This window comes from Lamprocystis purpurea DSM 4197 (genome assembly GCF_000379525.1).
GTDB lineage: Bacteria > Pseudomonadota > Gammaproteobacteria > Chromatiales > Chromatiaceae > Thiodictyon > Thiodictyon purpureum.
Genome location: NZ_KB902568.1, coordinates 1 through 16,156 on the forward strand (window position 1 = coordinate 1; position 16,156 = coordinate 16,156).

Sequence of the window (16,156 nt, forward strand, 5' to 3'; positions counted from 1 at the left end):
GCCCGCGCCTCACCACCGAATTTCTTCGCCTGGTGCATGGTGATCGCCGCCGTCAGCGTGGTCTTGCCATGGTCCACGTGCCCAATGGTGCCCACGTTTACATGAGGCTTGCTGCGCTTAAACTTTTCTTTAGACATCGCGCTCTTCCCGTATCAATCGTTACTGTTTCTTAGCGACCGCTTCAGCAATGCTGGCGGGCACTTCGCTGTACTTGGCGAATTCCATGCTGTAAGTCGCCCGGCCCTGAGTGGCAGAGCGAAGGTCCGTCGCGTAACCAAACATTTGCGCTAACGGAACCTCGGCACGAATGATCTTACCGGAGGGCGAGTCTTCCATACCCTGAATCATGCCGCGACGGCTATTGAGGTCCCCCATGACATCACCCATGTTCTCCTCGGGCGTCACCACTTCCACCTTCATGATGGGCTCCAGCAGCATCGGCTTTGCCTTGCTGCAGCCTTCTTTGAAGGCCATGGAACCGGCGATCTTGAAGGCCATTTCGCTCGAGTCGACCTCATGGTACGAGCCGTCATACAGAGTCACTTTGATATCCACCACCGGGAATCCAGCCAGCACGCCGTTACGCATGGCTTCCTGGATACCTTTATCGACGGCCGGAATATATTCCTTCGGAACGACGCCACCGACGATGCCGTTGACGAACTCGTATCCTTTGCCCGCCTCTTGCGGTTCAAGCCGGATGTAAACATGGCCGTATTGACCACGCCCGCCGGTCTGCCGGGCGAACTTGGTCTCCTGCTGCACCTTGTTGCGAATCGTCTCGCGGTAACTGACCTGCGGAGCGCCAACATTGGCCTCGACCTTGAACTCGCGACGCATCCGATCGACGATGATTTCCAGGTGCAGTTCACCCATACCGGAGATGATGGTCTGACCGGACTCCTCATCGGTTCGGACGCGGAACGACGGGTCTTCCTGCGCCAGTTTCTGCAAGGCCAGGCCCATTTTCTCCTGATCGCTCTTGGTCTTCGGCTCGACGGCCACGGAAATGACCGGTTCCGGAAACTCCATGCGCTCCAGCGTAATGACTTTATTCAGGTCGCACAGGGTATCACCGGTCGTGACGTCCTTTAGGCCGACCGCTGCGGCGATATCGCCGGCATGGACTTCTCTGATCTCCAACCGGTCGTTGGCATGCATCTGGAGGATACGGCCGATGCGCTCTTTCCGGCTCTTAACCGGGTTGTAGACGCTGTCGCCTGAATTCAGCACGCCGGAGTAGACCCGGAAGAACGTCAGGGTTCCGACAAAGGGGTCGGTCGCGATCTTGAAAGCGAGCGCTGCAAATGGAGCTTCGTCCGAGGCGGGACGTTCACCCAGACTCTCGTCTTTATCGTCCAGAATGCCCGTGATCGCCGGCACATCCAGCGGGGACGGCATGTAATCCAGAACACCGTCGAGCATGGCCTGCACGCCCTTGTTCTTGAAGGCGGACCCGCACAACATTGGCGTGATTTCGCTCTTGAGCGTCCGCGCACGAATGCCTGCTTTGATCTCATCCTCGGTCAAGGCGATTCCTTCGAGATACTTCTCCATGAAGTCCTCGTTCGCCTCGGCGGCGGCCTCGACCATTTTCTCGCGCCACTCCTGGCACTCTTCAAGCATGTCCGCAGGGACCTCGCCATACTCAAAGGTCATACCCTTGGACGCCTCGTCCCAGATGATGGCTTTCATCTTGACCAGATCAACAACGCCCTTGAAGTGCTCTTCCGCACCGATCGGCAACTGGAGCGGGACCGGGGTGGCACCGAGGCGATCTTTCAACTGTTGGACGACGCGCAGGAAATTGGCTCCCATGCGGTCCATCTTGTTTACGAAACCGAGACGCGGCACACCGTACTTGTTCGCCTGACGCCAGACGGTCTCCGACTGCGGCTCGACGCCGCCGACGGCGCAGAACAGCGCGCAGGCGCCATCGAGCACGCGCAGAGACCGCTCCACCTCAATCGTGAAATCGACGTGTCCGGGCGTATCGATGATATTGATACGATGCTCGGGTCGGGTCAGATCCATACCCTTCCAAAAGCAGGTCGTAGCCGCGGAGGTGATGGTGATGCCACGCTCCTGCTCCTGCTCCATCCAGTCCATGGTGGCAGCGCCGTCATGCACTTCACCGATCTTGTGCGACACACCGGTGTAATAAAGGACGCGCTCGGTCGTCGTGGTCTTGCCGGCGTCGATATGCGCCATGATACCAATGTTGCGATAGCGCTCGATGGGGGTGCTGCGTGCCACGACTGATTCCGTCCTGCAAGTTGATGGTGCCGGCTGACGCCGTTACCAGCGGTAATGGGAGAAGGCTTTGTTGGCCTCTGCCATGCGATGAGTGTCTTCTTTCTTCTTGACGGCGGAACCGCGTGAATCGGCCGCATCCATCAACTCGCCGGCCAGACGCAGGGCCATTGACTTTTCGGACCGCTTGCGCGCCGCATCAATCAGCCAGCGCATGGCAAGCGAGTTACGCCGCGTCGGGCGCACCTCGACCGGCACCTGGTAAGTGGCACCACCGACACGCCGGGACTTGACCTCGACGACCGGACGCACGTTTTCCATCGCCTGCTCAAGGAAGCCGATCGGCTCGCCGCCTTTCTTCAAGGCCACCTGATCCAGCGCGACGTAAATAATCCGTTCGGCCACCGCTTTCTTTCCGTCTTCCATCAGCATGTTGATGAACTTGGTCAACAACTCGCTGCCGTGCTTAGGGTCTGGCAGGATCTGGCGTCGTGCAGCTACGCGTCTTCTGGGCATCTCTCAGGCTCCGACTCTCTCACGATGGGCTTGCGCCACTCGTTCACACTGGACCCACACGGGGTCTTTTTCCTGGCTATGAGCGGCACAACCGGGCATTATTTCTTCGGACGCTTGGCGCCGTACTTGGATCGCCCTTGGCGGCGCTTCTCAACGCCGGACGTATCCAGGGTGCCCCGCACGGTGTGATAACGCACACCGGGCAAGTCCTTGACACGGCCGCCGCGAATCAGCACCACCGAGTGCTCCTGGAGGTTATGCCCCTCGCCGCCGATGTAGGACGCGACCTCAAAGCCGTTCGTCAGCCGCACGCGGGCGACTTTTCGAAGAGCCGAGTTCGGCTTCTTCGGTGTCGTTGTGTAAACACGCGTGCAAACACCCCGGCGCTGAGGACAGGCCTCCAATGCAGGAACGTTGCTCTTCACAACGTTGCGCCGGCGGGGCTTCCGCACGAGTTGGTTAATCGTTGCCATTCAGTCGGTCTCCAGCGGCGCCCTCGCGCCTGTCTCAGTACAGCAAATCGAATGCGACAACATCCTATCAGCCGACCGAAACAGTCAGCGGACGGCGACCCCGCATGGGGAGGATTCGAGTGCTTCGGGGACCGGACGTCGGTCCGGGCCTAGCTCCGGAATCGGTACCGGATGGTGAAATAGTCAAGCCGGCGTATAAGCCGGCTAGCTAAGACCGCGCAGTATAGGGACATGTCAGGGAAGTGTCAAACAGGTTATCCGCTGTTGGCCCTGCGCATTGCAAATGCGTTCAAGACCGCCGACGGCACCCTCTTGATCGGCCTGAGTCGGCAGCTTGATCGGCGCCCGCGCAGCCCGGCTTGCGGCCTGCGCGGGAATCGGACGGGAGCGGGGCAGCCTCCCCCGCTGCGCTCTTACTCCGCCTCGGAGGTGTTGAGCGCCTTCTTCAGCGCCTCCTCCAGTTCCTCGGTATCCATCCCGACCTTGCCGGATGCACGATCGTCCTCCAGCCGCTGACGCTTGCGCTCCTTATGATAAGCAAGCCCCGTCCCGGCTGGGATCAGACGCCCGACGATCACGTTTTCCTTGAGCCCGGTCAAACGGTCGGTGGACCCCCGCACCGCGGCCTCGGTCAAGACGCGGGTCGTCTCCTGGAAGGAGGCCGCCGAGATAAACGACTCGGTCGCCAGCGAGGCCTTGGTGATGCCGAGCAACAGCGGCTCGAACAGGGCCGGCTGCTTCCCCTCGGCAATGACGCGCGCGTTCTCATCCATCAGCGTAGTGTGCTCCACCTGCTCACCGCGCAACAAGCGGGTATCCCCGGTGGAGATGACCTCCACCTTGCGCAACATCTGACGACAGATCACCTCGATGTGCTTGTCGTTGATCTTCACGCCCTGCAGGCGGTAGACGTCCTGGATCTCCTTGACCAGATACTCGGCCAAGGCGGTCACGCCCTTGAGGCGCAGGATGTCGTGTGAGGCCAGTTCACCATCGGCGATCACCTCGCCGCGCTCCACCCGCTCGCCCTCGAAGACGTTGACATGCCGCCACTTCGGGATCAGTTCTTCCACCGTTTCACCATCATCCTTGTTGATGATGAGCCGCTGCTTGCCCTTGGTGTCCTTGCCGAAAGCGATGGTACCGCTGGCCTCGGCCAGCAGCGCCTGCTCCTTGGGCTTGCGCGCCTCGAACAGGTCGGCCACCCGCGGCAGACCGCCGGTGATGTCGCGCGTCTTACTGGACTCTTGCGGGATACGCGCCAGGATGTCGCCGACACCCACCTGAGCCGCATCCTCCACGCTCACGATCGCTCCGGCCGTCAGGAAGTAGCGTGCCGGCAGGTCCGTTCCGGCAATATTGAGTTCCTTGCCGTCGACATCCAGCAGCTTGATCATTGGCCGCAGGTCTTTGCCCGTGGATGGCCGCTGATTCGGTGGGATGACAACCCGCGAGGTCAAACCCGTGACCTCGTCCACCTGGCCCTGCACGGTCACCCCTTCGATGAAGTCCTCGAAGGCCAGCTTACCGGCCACCTCGGTCACCACCGGGTGCGTATGCGGGTCCCAGTTGGCGACGACATCGCCGCCTTTGACCGCATCACCATCACCCACCCGCAGGGTGGCGCCATAGGGAACCTTGTAGCGTTCTTTTTCCAGGCCCTTGTCGTCGACCACCGTCAACTCGCCGGAGCGTGACACCGCCACCAGGTTACCGGAGTGATGCACCACGGTCTTGATATTGTGCAGCCGCACCGAGCCGCCGTTCTTGATCTCGATGCTGCTGATGGCTGCTGCCCGCGAGGCGGCGCCGCCGATATGGAAGGTCCGCATGGTGAGCTGAGTACCCGGCTCGCCGATCGACTGAGCCGCGATGACTCCCACCGCCTCGCCCATGTTCACCCGGTGGCCGCGCGCCAGGTCGCGACCGTAACACTGAGCGCAGACACCGATCCGCGAGTCACAGGTAATAGGCGAACGCACCCGTAACTGATCGATACCGGCAACCTCGAAGCGCTCCACGATGGACTCATCCAGCATGGTGCCGGCGGCGCAGATCAATTCATCGCTGCCCGGACGGTAAACGTCGGTCGCGGACACCCGGCCCAGGATGCGCTCGCGCAAGGGTTCGACCACGTCACCGCCCTCGATGATGGGTGACATCAGCAGCCCTCGCTCGGTCCCGCAATCCACTTCGAGCACCACCATGTCCTGGGCCACGTCGACGAGACGCCGGGTCAGGTAACCCGAGTTCGCCGTCTTGAGCGCCGTATCCGCGAGGCCCTTGCGCGCGCCATGGGTGGAGATGAAGTACTGGATGACGTTCAGACCCTCGCGGAAATTCGCGGTAATCGGCGTCTCGATGATGGATCCATCCGGCTTGGCCATCAGCCCGCGCATCCCCGCCAACTGACGGATCTGGGCGGCGGAACCACGGGCGCCGGAGTCCGCCATCATATAGATGGAATTGAACGAGTCCTGCTGCACCGGATTGCCGTTGCGATCCGGCACGGTTTGCTTGCCGAGCTTGGACATCATGGACTTGGCCACCTGGTCGTTGGTGTGCGACCAGATGTCGATGACCTTGTTGTAACGCTCGCCGTTGGTGACCAGACCGGAGGCATACTGCTCCTCGATCTCTTTGACCTGTTTCTCCGCGTCCGCCAGGATGCCGGCCTTTTCCTCCGGAACCGCCATGTCATCCAGGCCGATCGAGACCCCGGAACGGGTGGCCATGCGGAACCCCAGATACATGATCTGGTCGGCGAAGACGACCGTCTCCTTGAGGCCAAGCTGGCGGTAACAGGTATTGATGAGCCGGGAGATGGCTTTCTTTCCGAGCGCCCGATCGACCAGATCGAACGGCAAGCCGTCAGGCACGATGGCAAACACCAGGGCGCGGCCGAGCGTGGTGTCTTTGATGCTCACCCGTTCGCGCATGACCGCGTCTTCGCCCTTGATCACTTCACGAATCCGCACCTTGCAGCGGGCGTGCAAATCGGCATGGCCCGTCTCGTAGGCACGACGCGCTTCATCGATGTCCGTGAAGGCGCTCCCCTCGCCCTTGGCGTTGACCCGCTCACGGGTCATGTAATAGAGCCCGAGCACCACGTCCTGGGAGGGCACGATGATGGGCTCACCATTGGCCGGCGAGAGAATATTATTACTCGCCATCATGAGGGCGCGCGCCTCGATCTGCGCCTCCAGCGACAGCGGCACATGCACGGCCATCTGGTCGCCGTCGAAGTCCGCATTGAACGCGGTACAGACCAGGGGGTGAAGCTGAATCGCCTTGCCCTCGATCAGCACCGGCTCGAACGCCTGAATGCCCAGTCGGTGCAGCGTCGGCGCCCGATTGAGCATCACCGGATGCTCGCGGATCACCTCTTCCAGGATATCCCAGACTTCCGGCGTACCACGCTCCACCATCTTCTTGGCCGCCTTGATGGTGGCCGCCTGGCCGCGCAGTTGCAGCTTGCTGAAGATAAACGGCTTGAACAGTTCGAGCGCCATCCGCTTGGGCAGCCCGCACTGATGGAGCCGCAGCGTCGGCCCGACCACGATGACCGACCGGCCCGAGTAGTCCACCCGTTTGCCGAGCAGGTTCTGACGGAAGCGGCCTTGCTTGCCCTTGATCATGTCCGCCAGGGACTTCAGCGGTCGCTTGTTGGTGCCGGTGATGGCACGACCCCGGCGACCGTTATCCAGGAGCGCATCGACCGCTTCCTGCAGCATGCGCTTTTCGTTGCGCACGATAATGTCCGGCGCGACCAGGTCCAACAGCCGCTTCAAACGGTTGTTGCGGTTGATCACGCGACGGTAGAGATCATTCAGGTCGGAGGTCGCGAACCGGCCGCCATCGAGCGGCACCAGGGGACGCAATTCCGGCGGCAGCACCGGCAGCACGGTCAGGATCATCCACTCCGGACGATTGCCGGACTCGATCAGAGACTCCATCAGCTTGAGTCGCTTGGAGAGCTTCTTGATCTTGGTCTCGGAGTTCGTACTCTCGATCTCCTCGCGCATCCGCCGGACCTCGACCTGCAGGTCGATGGTACGCAGGAGTTCATAGACCGCCTCAGCCCCCATCCGCGCGTCGAATTCGTCCCCGTTCGCTTCCAGCGCTTCGAGATACTGCTCGTCGGTCAGCAACTGGCCGCGCTCCAGGTCGACCACCATGCTCGGATCGATGACGACGAACGACTCAAAATAGAGCACCCGCTCGATATCGCGCAGCGTCATGTCGAGCAGCAGTCCGATCCGCGACGGCAAGGACTTGAGGAACCAGATGTGCGCCACCGGACTCGCCAGGTCGATGTGGCCCATGCGCTCACGCCGCACCTTGGCCAGGGTGACTTCGACACCGCACTTCTCGCAGACCACACCGCGGTGCTTGAGGCGTTTGTACTTGCCGCAGACACACTCGTAGTCACTGATCGGGCCAAAGATCTTGGCGCAGAAAAGCCCATCGCGCTCCGGTTTGAAAGTCCGGTAGTTGATGGTCTCCGGCTTCTTCACCTCACCATAGGACCAGGAGCGAATCATGTCGGGTGAAGCCAGCCCGATCTTGATCGCATCGAACTCCAGGGCCTGGCCCTGCTGCTTGATAATCTTGAGGAGGTCTTTCAATTCAAATCTCCTACGCGAGTTGCGAGGTGCGAGTTGCGAGGGCCGAGATTCGAGGTTCGAGGCAGGGCGCCGAGGATCGCGTGTTCCCTCGGCGCGCGCTGCCTGCTACTCGCGACTCACCTCTAATCCTGTTCAAGCTCGATGTTGATCGCCAAGGAGCGAATCTCCTTGACCAACACGTTGAAGGACTCGGGCATGCCGGCCTCCATGCGATGGTCGCCATCGACAATGTTCTTGTACATTTTGGTGCGGCCGTTGACGTCATCCGACTTCACCGTGAGCATCTCTTGCAGGGTGTAGCCGGCGCCGTAGGCTTCCAGCGCCCAGACCTCCATCTCACCGAAACGCTGGCCGCCGAACTGCGCCTTACCGCCCAGCGGCTGCTGTGTCACCAGACTGTAGGGACCGGTGGAACGGGCATGCATCTTGTCATCCACCAAATGGTTGAGTTTGAGCATGTACATGTAGCCCACCGTCACCGGGCGCTCGAAGCGGTCACCCGTGCGTCCATCGAACAGCAAGGTCTGACCGACCGGAATCCCCTGCGCACTGTTGTCGCGTTCCGCCAACTTGAGCATCGCGCGAATCTCATCCTCGGTGGCACCGTCGAAGACCGGGGTGGCCAGCGGCACACCCCTGACCAGATTGCGCGACAACTCGAGAATCTCATCGTCCGAGAAACTCTGCAGGTCTTCTTGTTTGCCGCTGCTGTTGTAGACCTTGTCCAGGAAGTCACGCAGTTCCGCAACCGCGGTCTGGGAGCGCAGCAAGCGGCCGATCTTGACCCCGAGCCCATTGGCGGCCCAGCCCAGATGGGTTTCCAACACCTGTCCGACGTTCATGCGCGAGGGCACGCCCAGCGGGTTCAAAACGATGTCGACCGGCTCACCGTCCGCGGAGAACGGCATGTCCTCCACCGGAACGACCTTCGAGATGACGCCCTTGTTGCCGTGACGGCCAGCCATTTTGTCGCCGGGCTGGATGCGCCGCTTCACTGCCACATAGACCTTGACCATCTTGAGCACGCCGGGAGCCAAGTCATCGCCGCTCGCAATCTTGCGCTTCTTGACCTCATAGCGGTCGCGGAACTCCTCACGCTGTTGTTTGATCTGGTTGGCAACGGCTTCGAGCTGGAGGGCCACCTCCTCGCCGTGCATCCGGATCTCGAACCAGCGGTCACGCTGCCCCTTCTCCGCGATTTCCTGGAGATAGGCCTTGGTGATCTTGGCCCCCGGCTTGAGTGAGCCCGGCCCGCCATCGGCGACCTTACCAATCAGCATCCGCTCGACACGCTGGAAGGTGTCGTTCTCCATGATCCGCTGCTGGTCCGCGAAGTCCTTGCGCACCCGGTCCATTTCCTGTTCCTGGATCTGCTGGGCACGCTTGTCGCGATCCACGCCATCGCGGGTGAACACCTGGACGTCCACCACGGTGCCGGTCATCCCGGACGGCAGACGCAGTGAGGTGTCCTTCACGTCAGAGGCTTTCTCACCGAAGATCGCACGCAGCAACTTTTCTTCGGGCGTGAGCTGGGTTTCGCCTTTCGGGGTGACCTTGCCGACCAGAATGTCGCCGTCGCGAACCTCGGCTCCGACATAGACGATCCCCGACTCGTCGAGCTTGGAGAGCGCCGACTCGCCCACATTGGGGATGTCGCTGGTGATCTCCTCAGGCCCCAGCTTGGTATCGCGAGCAAGACAAGACAGCTCTTCGATATGAATACTGGTAAAGCGGTCCTCCTGGACGACCCGCTCAGAGATCAGGATCGAGTCCTCGAAGTTGTAACCATTCCAGGGCATGAAGGCGACGCGCAGGTTTTGCCCCAGGGCCAATTCACCCATGTCCGTGGAGGGGCCATCGGCCAGCACGTCATCTTTGGCGACGACATCGCCCGGCTTCACCAAGGGACGCTGGTTGATACAGGTATTCTGGTTGGAACGGGTGTACTTGGTGAGCGTGTAAATATCCACGCCCGGCACCCCCGGTTCAGCCTCCTCGTCATTGACCCGCACCACGATGCGCGCGGCATCCACCGACTCGATGGCGCCGCCGCGGCGCGCCCGCACCACCACGCCCGAGTCCTTGGCCACCGCCCGCTCCATGCCGGTCCCCACCAATGGCTTCTCCGCACGCAGGGTCGGCACCGCCTGCCGCTGCATGTTGGAACCCATGAGGGCGCGGTTGGCGTCGTCGTGCTCCAGGAAGGGAATTAGCGACGCCGCCACCGAGACGATTTGGCGCGGCGACACGTCCATGTACTGGACTTCCTCCGGGGCCTTCATCGTGAACTCGTTCTGATAACGGCAGGACACCAGGGCGTCGGTCAGCAGCCCGTCCTCGGCCAGCGTGGCGTTGGCCTGGGCGATGACGAAGTTGCCTTCCTCGATGGCCGACAGATAATTGATCTCCATGCCCGCCCGACCGCCTTCAACCTTGCGGTAAGGCGTTTCCAGGAAGCCATAGCGGTTCGTCCGGGCGTAGACTGCCAGCGAGTTGATCAGGCCGATATTCGGCCCTTCCGGCGTCTCGATCGGACACACGCGGCCATAGTGCGTCGGGTGAACGTCGCGGACCTCGAAACCGGCCCGCTCCCGCGCCAGACCGCCGGGGCCGAGCGCCGAGACGCGCCGCTTGTGCGTGACCTCGGACAGCGGGTTGTTCTGGTCCATGAACTGCGACAGTTGACTGGAGCCGAAGAACTCTTTGATCGCGGCGGAGACCGGCTTGGCGTTGATCAACTCCTGCGGCATCAACCCCTCGGACTCGGCCAGGGACAGGCGCTCCTTGACCGCCCGTTCCACCCGCACCAGACCGACGCGGAACTGGTTCTCCGCCATCTCGCCGACACAGCGGATGCGGCGGTTGCCCAAGTGGTCGATATCGTCGACCGTACCGCGACCGTTGCGCAACTCCACCAGCACCTTGAGTGCGTCGATGATGTCCGAGGCCGTACCATGCTCGGCGTACAGCGCCTGGGAGGACGCATCGGTGCGGCCGCTGAAGTAGCGTCCGTCATAGATCACGCCCGGACCCACCTCCGGCTCACGCCCCAGGCGACGGTTGAACTTCATGCGGCCGACGGCCGAGAGGTCATACCGATCCGAGGTAAAGAACAGGTTATGGAACAGATTCTGGGCCGCATCCTTGGTGGGCGGCTCGCCCGGCCGCATCATGCGATAGATTTCGACCTGCGCTTCCAGATCGGTCGTGGTCGGGTCGATGCGCAGGGTCTCGGAGATGTAGGGTCCCTGATCCAGGTCGTTGACGAACAGGGTCTCGACATGATCAATGCCCTTGCCGACCAGGAGCGTGATCAACTCCTTGGTCAGCGCCGTGTTGGCCTCGGCGATCACCTCGCCGGTCCCCTTGTCCACCTGGGCGCGCGCGAGGATGCGTCCAATCAGGAAGTCGGATGGGACTTCCAACCGCTCGACCCCGGCCTTCTGGAGTTCACGGATGTGCCGGGCGGTGACCCGCCGGCCAGCTTCGACGATGACTTGGTCACCGAGCTTCACATCGAACCCGACCGTCTCGCCACGCAGCCGCTCCGGAACCAGGTCCAGGGACACCTCGTCGCCGACGAAGCGGAAGGTGTCGGTCGCGAAAAAGCGCTCCAGAATATCCTCGACCCCATAACCCAGGGCGCGCAGCAGAATGGTCGCCGGCAACTTGCGGCGCCGGTCGATACGCACGAAGACGTTGTCCTTGGGATCGAACTCGAAGTCCAACCAGGAGCCACGGTAAGGGATGACCCGCGCGGAGAAGAGGAGCTTACCGGACGAGTGCGTCTTGCCTTTATCGTGGTCGAAAAAGACACCGGGCGAGCGGTGAAGCTGCGAGACGATAACACGCTCGGTCCCGTTGACGATGAAGGTGCCGGTCTCGGTCATGAGCGGCAACTCGCCCATATAGACTTCCTGCTCCTTGATGTCTTTCACCACCTTGGAGCCGGACGGCGCCTCCTTGTCGTAGATCACGAGGCGCAGCAGGACACGCAGCGGTGCCGCATAGGTCGCGCCGCGCAGATGACACTCGCGCACGTCGAAGGGCGGCTCGCCCAGCCGATAGCTGACGTACTCAAGCACCGCATACCCAGAGTAGCTCTCGATGGGAAACACGGACTTGAAGGCAGCGTGCAAGCCCATGTCGGCACGTCGCTTCGGTGCCGCCTCGGCCTGCAGGAACTCGCGATACGACCCGATCTGAGTAGCCAGGAGGAAGGGCACGTCCAGGATCGTCGGACGTTTGCCGAAGTCTTTACGGATGCGCTTTTTTTCGGTGAACGAATAAGCCATTATGCCTTCCCTCGAGATCGTACTTGGGACCCGGACGGGACCCGAAATCAGGACCACTAATGGTTCGCGATGGCGCCCGCCGGACGAAGCGACGACGTCGCGCTCGCCAGGTCGCCCGCCCCTTACGCGCGGACGATGACCCTCAACCAAACGGCAAAAGGCCGGCGGCTCGTCGCCGCCAGCCTATTGGTCCCGTGAAACTTGGTCGCGACGCAATGCGCCGTTACTTGATTTCGACGGTTGCGCCAGCCTCTTCCAGTTCCTTCTTCGCTGCCTCGGCCTCGGCCTTGGAAACGGCTTCCTTCACGGTGGTCGGCGCCCCTTCCACCGCGTCCTTCGCTTCCTTGAGGCCCAGACCGGTCAGGGCACGTACCGTCTTGATCACGCCGACCTTGTTGGCACCGAAGGAAGCCAGGATCACGTTGAACTCGGTCTGTTCCTCGACCGGGGCGACCTCGGCCACCGCGGCGGCCGGGCCTGCAACCATCGCGGCGGCAGCGGTCACACCGAACTTGTCTTCCATCGCCTTGATCAGATCAACCACCTCGAGGACGGTCATATTACCGATTGCGTCGAGGATCTCTTCTTTCGAAACGGCCATTGCCTGTCTCCTGAATCAAACTGCTGTGATACGAGGCGTGCGGACTACGCCGCCTCTTTGGCATCGCGAATTGCGGCGAGGGTGCGGACCAACTTGCCCGGGACCTCGTTCATGGTCGCTGCGAGCTTTTGGACCGGGGCCTTCATGAGGGCGAGCAACTGACTGAGCGCCTGATCGCGAGTCGGCATCTTGGCGAGATCACCGAGCTTCGCGGGGGCGAGCAGCTTGCCGCCGACGGCCACCATGCACACCTGGAACTTGTCGTGCTCCTTGGCGAAGGCTTGCGCGACACGTGCGACCGCACCGGGGTCCTCTTGCGCGAAGGCCAGGATCAAAGGGCCTTTGAGCCCATCCTGCATACACGCAAAATCGGTGTCGGCAAGCGCGCGCCGAGCCAGGGTATTCTTGACCACCCGAACGTAGACCCCGGCCTTGCGTGCTTCCACACGCAACTTCGTGATCTGGCCAACGGTCAAGCCCCGATACTCAGCCCCGACGGCCGAGAAAGCACTCCGAGCGACTTCCGCAACTTCGGCGACGATCGCTTCTTTTTGCGCAAGATTTAGCGCCACTTTCGTCACCTCTGGTCTAACATTGACCCGGCCTGAGCCGGGTGGTGCAGTTGCTCACCGTTCCATCGGCGAGCATCGGCACCGTCCTGTGCACCTTCATCAGCAATCTGATTCTGGAGCACCGTCTGCGCAGGCGCCTGGGGCGATTAAGTCACAGCGGCTGAATCCTTATTGGCTGCTGCGCCACCTGCGGTCTTTGACGGTCCCCGACCGAGTCGGGGCCCCAAAGTATTGGCCCGCGGCACCCGGTCGGCGACTCCATCGAATCGCACGACCGGCGCCTCAGGGCCTTAAACAATGATTTTCGACTTAGAGGCTGAGTGCCTGATGGTCGACCGCCAGCCCTGGTCCCATGGTCGTGGAAACCGTCACCTTGCGCATGTAGATGCCCTTGGAGGTGCTCGGCTTCGCCTTCATGAGGTTCGCCAGCAAGGCTTGCAGGTTCTCCCGCAGTTTCGCCGGCTCAAAGTCCACGCGACCCAGCGGGCAGTGGATAATGCCCGCCTTGTCGGTACGGTAGCGTACCTGTCCCGCCTTGGCGTTGCGCACCGCTTCGGCCACATCGGCGGTGACAGTGCCAACCTTCGGGTTAGGCATCAAACCGCGGGGACCCAAAATCTTACCGAGTTGACCAACAACACGCATGGCATCCGGCGAGGCGATCACCACATCGAAATCCATCTTTCCGGCTTTGATGTCCTCTGCCAGGTCGTCAAATCCGACCCGGTCCGCACCGGCTGCAGTGGCCGCATCGGCATTTGGACCCTGGGCAAATACCGCAACACGTACGGTCTTGCCGATCCCGTGAGGGAGGACGGTCGAGCCGCGAACCACCTGATCGGACTTGCGCGGATCCACACCCAGGTTCACCGCCACATCGACGCTCTCAACGAATTTGATCCGGGAAACTTCTTTCAGCAGGCCGAAGGCTTCTTCGGCGGGATAGAGTTTGCCGTGCTCGATCCGCTCACGGATTGCCTGCTGACGCTTGCTCGGCTTAGCCATGACTAAAGCACCCCTTCCACTTCAAGACCCATCGATCGGGCACTGCCCGCAATCGTGCGTACCGCCGCATCCAGATCGGCGGCAGTCAAATCGGGCATCTTCGCGTTCGCAATCTGTTCGAGTTGCTCGCGAGTCACCTTGCCAACCTTCGTGGTTTGCGGCACCGCACTGCCCTTCTGCACGCCTGCCGCTTTTTTCAGCAGGATCGAGGCGGGCGGGGTCTTGGTGATAAATGTGAAGCTGCGATCCGAATAAACGGTGATCACCACCGGAATCGGCATGCCCTGCTCCAGATCCGAGGTACGGGCATTGAACGTCTTACAGAACTCCATGATATTGACGCCGTGCTGACCCAGGGCCGGCCCGACGGGCGGACTGGGATTGGCAATCCCCGCCTTGACTTGCAGCTTGATATAGGCGTTTATCTTTTTCGCCATGGTTTCTCTCCTGTGGGTGCAAACGCCCGGGGTGAACACCCAGGCTCCCCGTGTTGGGCCCCTGTTGGGGACAAAACGCGATTGAGCGGTCTTCGGTCGTCGAGTGCAGCAGCGAGGATGATCCGCCGCCGCCATGGAATCCGCCTTGGCGGATTCATAGGACCTGATATCAACCCTTCTCTACTTGGGAGAACTCCAGATCGACCGGCGTGGAGCGACCGAAGATCAAGACCGAGACTTTTACCCGGTTCTTGTCGTAATCGACTTCTTCGACAACACCATTGAAGTCCGTAAAGGGTCCATCGACAACCCGTACGACCTCCCCTGGTTCGTACAAGACCTTCGGACGCGGCTTCTCCACGCCTTCCTGCATGCGCTGAAGGATGGCGTCTGCTTGCTTATCCGGGATTGGCGCCGGCCGATCGCCGGTACCACCGATGAAACCCATGACCTTCGGCACCGCTTTTACCAGATGCCAGGTCTCGTCGGTCATCTCCATATTGACCAGAACATAACCGGGAAAAAACTTTCGCTCGCTCTTGCGTTGCTGTCCGTTACGGATCTCCACGACTTCCTCGGTCGGTACCAGCACGGACGCGAACGCATCTTCAAGCCCCGCACGCCGGGCGCGCTCCTCAAGGGACCGCTTGACCTGACCTTCGAAGCCCGAGTAGGCGTGAATAACATACCAACGCTTCGCCACTATCAGCCTCCTTGGCCGGTGAGGAATCTCAGAATTGCCATCAACACCATGTCAAACAGCCAGAGAACGAGACCGACGATGACCACCATCACCATCACCACCAAGGTGGTTTGAACCGTTTCCTGGCGGGTTGGCCAGACGACCTTGCGGACCTCCATGCGGGCATCCGACACAAACTGCCAAAGCCGCCGACCGGGCTGCGTTTGCAGCGCAATCGCGGCGGCTCCACCGCTGATGGCAAGCAGCCCGATCACGCGCAATAGCGCCGAATAGGCGGCAAAATAATAGAAGGCAAAAATGCCGCCGATCAGCAACAATGCGGCAACTGCCAACTTGGCAATGTCCAAGTTGGCGCCTCCGGCCTCAGCGCTTACGTTCATGGGATCCTGTGTCGCCTTCGGATGATGTGTAGGGCGATGGTTGTATGGCAGGCCAGGAGGGACTCGAACCCCCAACCTGCGGTTTTGGAGACCGCTGCTCTGCCAATTGAGCTACTGGCCTAGAAAGAAGGACCGGGTGTCCCGAACCTTTGACCGCGCATTGTACCACGGTCCAAGGCCAGGCCACCGGGTTAAATCACTCGATGATCTTCGCAACCACACCGGCGCCGACGGTCCGACCGCCCTCGCGGATGGCGAAGCGCAACCCGTCTTCCATGGCGATCGGGGCGATC

The 16,156-nt window shown here is 61.4% G+C and carries 13 protein-coding genes and 1 tRNA gene; all 14 read right to left on the reverse strand.

What is annotated here, in order from left to right; genetic code table 11:
• A partial coding sequence (locus A39O_RS35920; protein ID WP_020508473.1) for a GTP-binding protein occupies positions 1-137 on the reverse strand: 137 nt, incomplete at its 3' end.
• 22 nt (positions 138-159) lie between these two features.
• Positions 160-2,256 carry an elongation factor G gene (gene fusA / locus A39O_RS0130720; RefSeq protein WP_020508474.1) on the reverse strand — a complete coding sequence of 699 codons (2,097 nt, stop codon included), beginning with the start codon at positions 2,254-2,256 and terminating at the stop codon, positions 160-162.
• 42 nt (positions 2,257-2,298) lie between these two features.
• On the reverse strand, positions 2,299-2,769 hold the full coding sequence (gene rpsG / locus A39O_RS0130725; RefSeq protein WP_020508475.1) for a 30S ribosomal protein S7: 471 nt from the start codon (positions 2,767-2,769) through the stop codon (positions 2,299-2,301).
• Between the two features lie 98 nt (positions 2,770-2,867).
• Entirely contained in the window at positions 2,868-3,242 is a 375-nt protein-coding gene (gene rpsL, locus A39O_RS0130730) for a 30S ribosomal protein S12 (protein WP_020508476.1), read from the reverse strand.
• Positions 3,243-3,655: 413 nt separating this feature from the next.
• A complete protein-coding gene (gene rpoC, locus A39O_RS0130735; protein ID WP_020508477.1) occupies positions 3,656-7,870 on the reverse strand; it encodes a DNA-directed RNA polymerase subunit beta' in 4,215 nt (1,404 codons plus the stop codon).
• 122 nt (positions 7,871-7,992) lie between these two features.
• A complete protein-coding gene (gene rpoB, locus A39O_RS0130740; protein WP_020508478.1) occupies positions 7,993-12,165 on the reverse strand; it encodes a DNA-directed RNA polymerase subunit beta in 4,173 nt (1,390 codons plus the stop codon).
• 223 nt (positions 12,166-12,388) lie between these two features.
• Positions 12,389-12,766 (reverse strand): 50S ribosomal protein L7/L12, encoded by a 378-nt coding sequence (gene rplL / locus A39O_RS0130745; RefSeq protein WP_020508479.1) that lies wholly within the window; start codon positions 12,764-12,766, stop codon positions 12,389-12,391.
• 44 nt (positions 12,767-12,810) lie between these two features.
• Positions 12,811-13,338, reverse strand: coding sequence for a 50S ribosomal protein L10 (rplJ, locus tag A39O_RS0130750; protein ID WP_026199871.1), 528 nt, complete (start codon positions 13,336-13,338; stop codon positions 12,811-12,813).
• 309 nt (positions 13,339-13,647) lie between these two features.
• Positions 13,648-14,343, reverse strand: a complete 696-nt coding sequence (rplA, locus tag A39O_RS0130760) for a 50S ribosomal protein L1 (protein ID WP_020508482.1) — start codon at positions 14,341-14,343, stop codon at positions 13,648-13,650.
• 2 nt (positions 14,344-14,345) lie between these two features.
• Positions 14,346-14,780 (reverse strand): 50S ribosomal protein L11, encoded by a 435-nt coding sequence (gene rplK / locus A39O_RS0130765; protein WP_020508483.1) that lies wholly within the window; start codon positions 14,778-14,780, stop codon positions 14,346-14,348.
• Between the two features lie 169 nt (positions 14,781-14,949).
• Entirely contained in the window at positions 14,950-15,483 is a 534-nt protein-coding gene (nusG, locus tag A39O_RS0130770) for a transcription termination/antitermination protein NusG (protein ID WP_020508484.1), read from the reverse strand.
• Positions 15,484-15,485: 2 nt separating this feature from the next.
• Positions 15,486-15,863 (reverse strand): preprotein translocase subunit SecE, encoded by a 378-nt coding sequence (gene secE, locus A39O_RS0130775; RefSeq protein WP_020508485.1) that lies wholly within the window; start codon positions 15,861-15,863, stop codon positions 15,486-15,488.
• A gap of 45 nt (positions 15,864-15,908) precedes the next feature.
• A tRNA-Trp gene (locus tag A39O_RS0130780) sits at positions 15,909-15,984 on the reverse strand.
• A gap of 75 nt (positions 15,985-16,059) precedes the next feature.
• Positions 16,060-16,156 (reverse strand): EF-Tu C-terminal domain-related protein (locus tag A39O_RS39785; protein WP_020508486.1); only part of this gene is annotated, 97 nt, incomplete at its 5' end.

Coding starts and splice junctions, on each gene's coding strand:
- secE (WP_020508485.1), bottom strand. CDS start 15,863: ATGAACGTAAGCGCTGAGGCCGGAGGCGCCAACTTGGACATTGCCAAG.
- rplA (WP_020508482.1), bottom strand. CDS start 14,343: ATGGCTAAGCCGAGCAAGCGTCAGCAGGCAATCCGTGAGCGGATCGAG.
- rplL (WP_020508479.1), bottom strand. CDS start 12,766: ATGGCCGTTTCGAAAGAAGAGATCCTCGACGCAATCGGTAATATGACC.
- rpsG (WP_020508475.1), bottom strand. CDS start 2,769: ATGCCCAGAAGACGCGTAGCTGCACGACGCCAGATCCTGCCAGACCCT.
- rpoB (WP_020508478.1), bottom strand. CDS start 12,165: ATGGCTTATTCGTTCACCGAAAAAAAGCGCATCCGTAAAGACTTCGGC.
- rplK (WP_020508483.1), bottom strand. CDS start 14,780: ATGGCGAAAAAGATAAACGCCTATATCAAGCTGCAAGTCAAGGCGGGG.
- rpsL (WP_020508476.1), bottom strand. CDS start 3,242: ATGGCAACGATTAACCAACTCGTGCGGAAGCCCCGCCGGCGCAACGTT.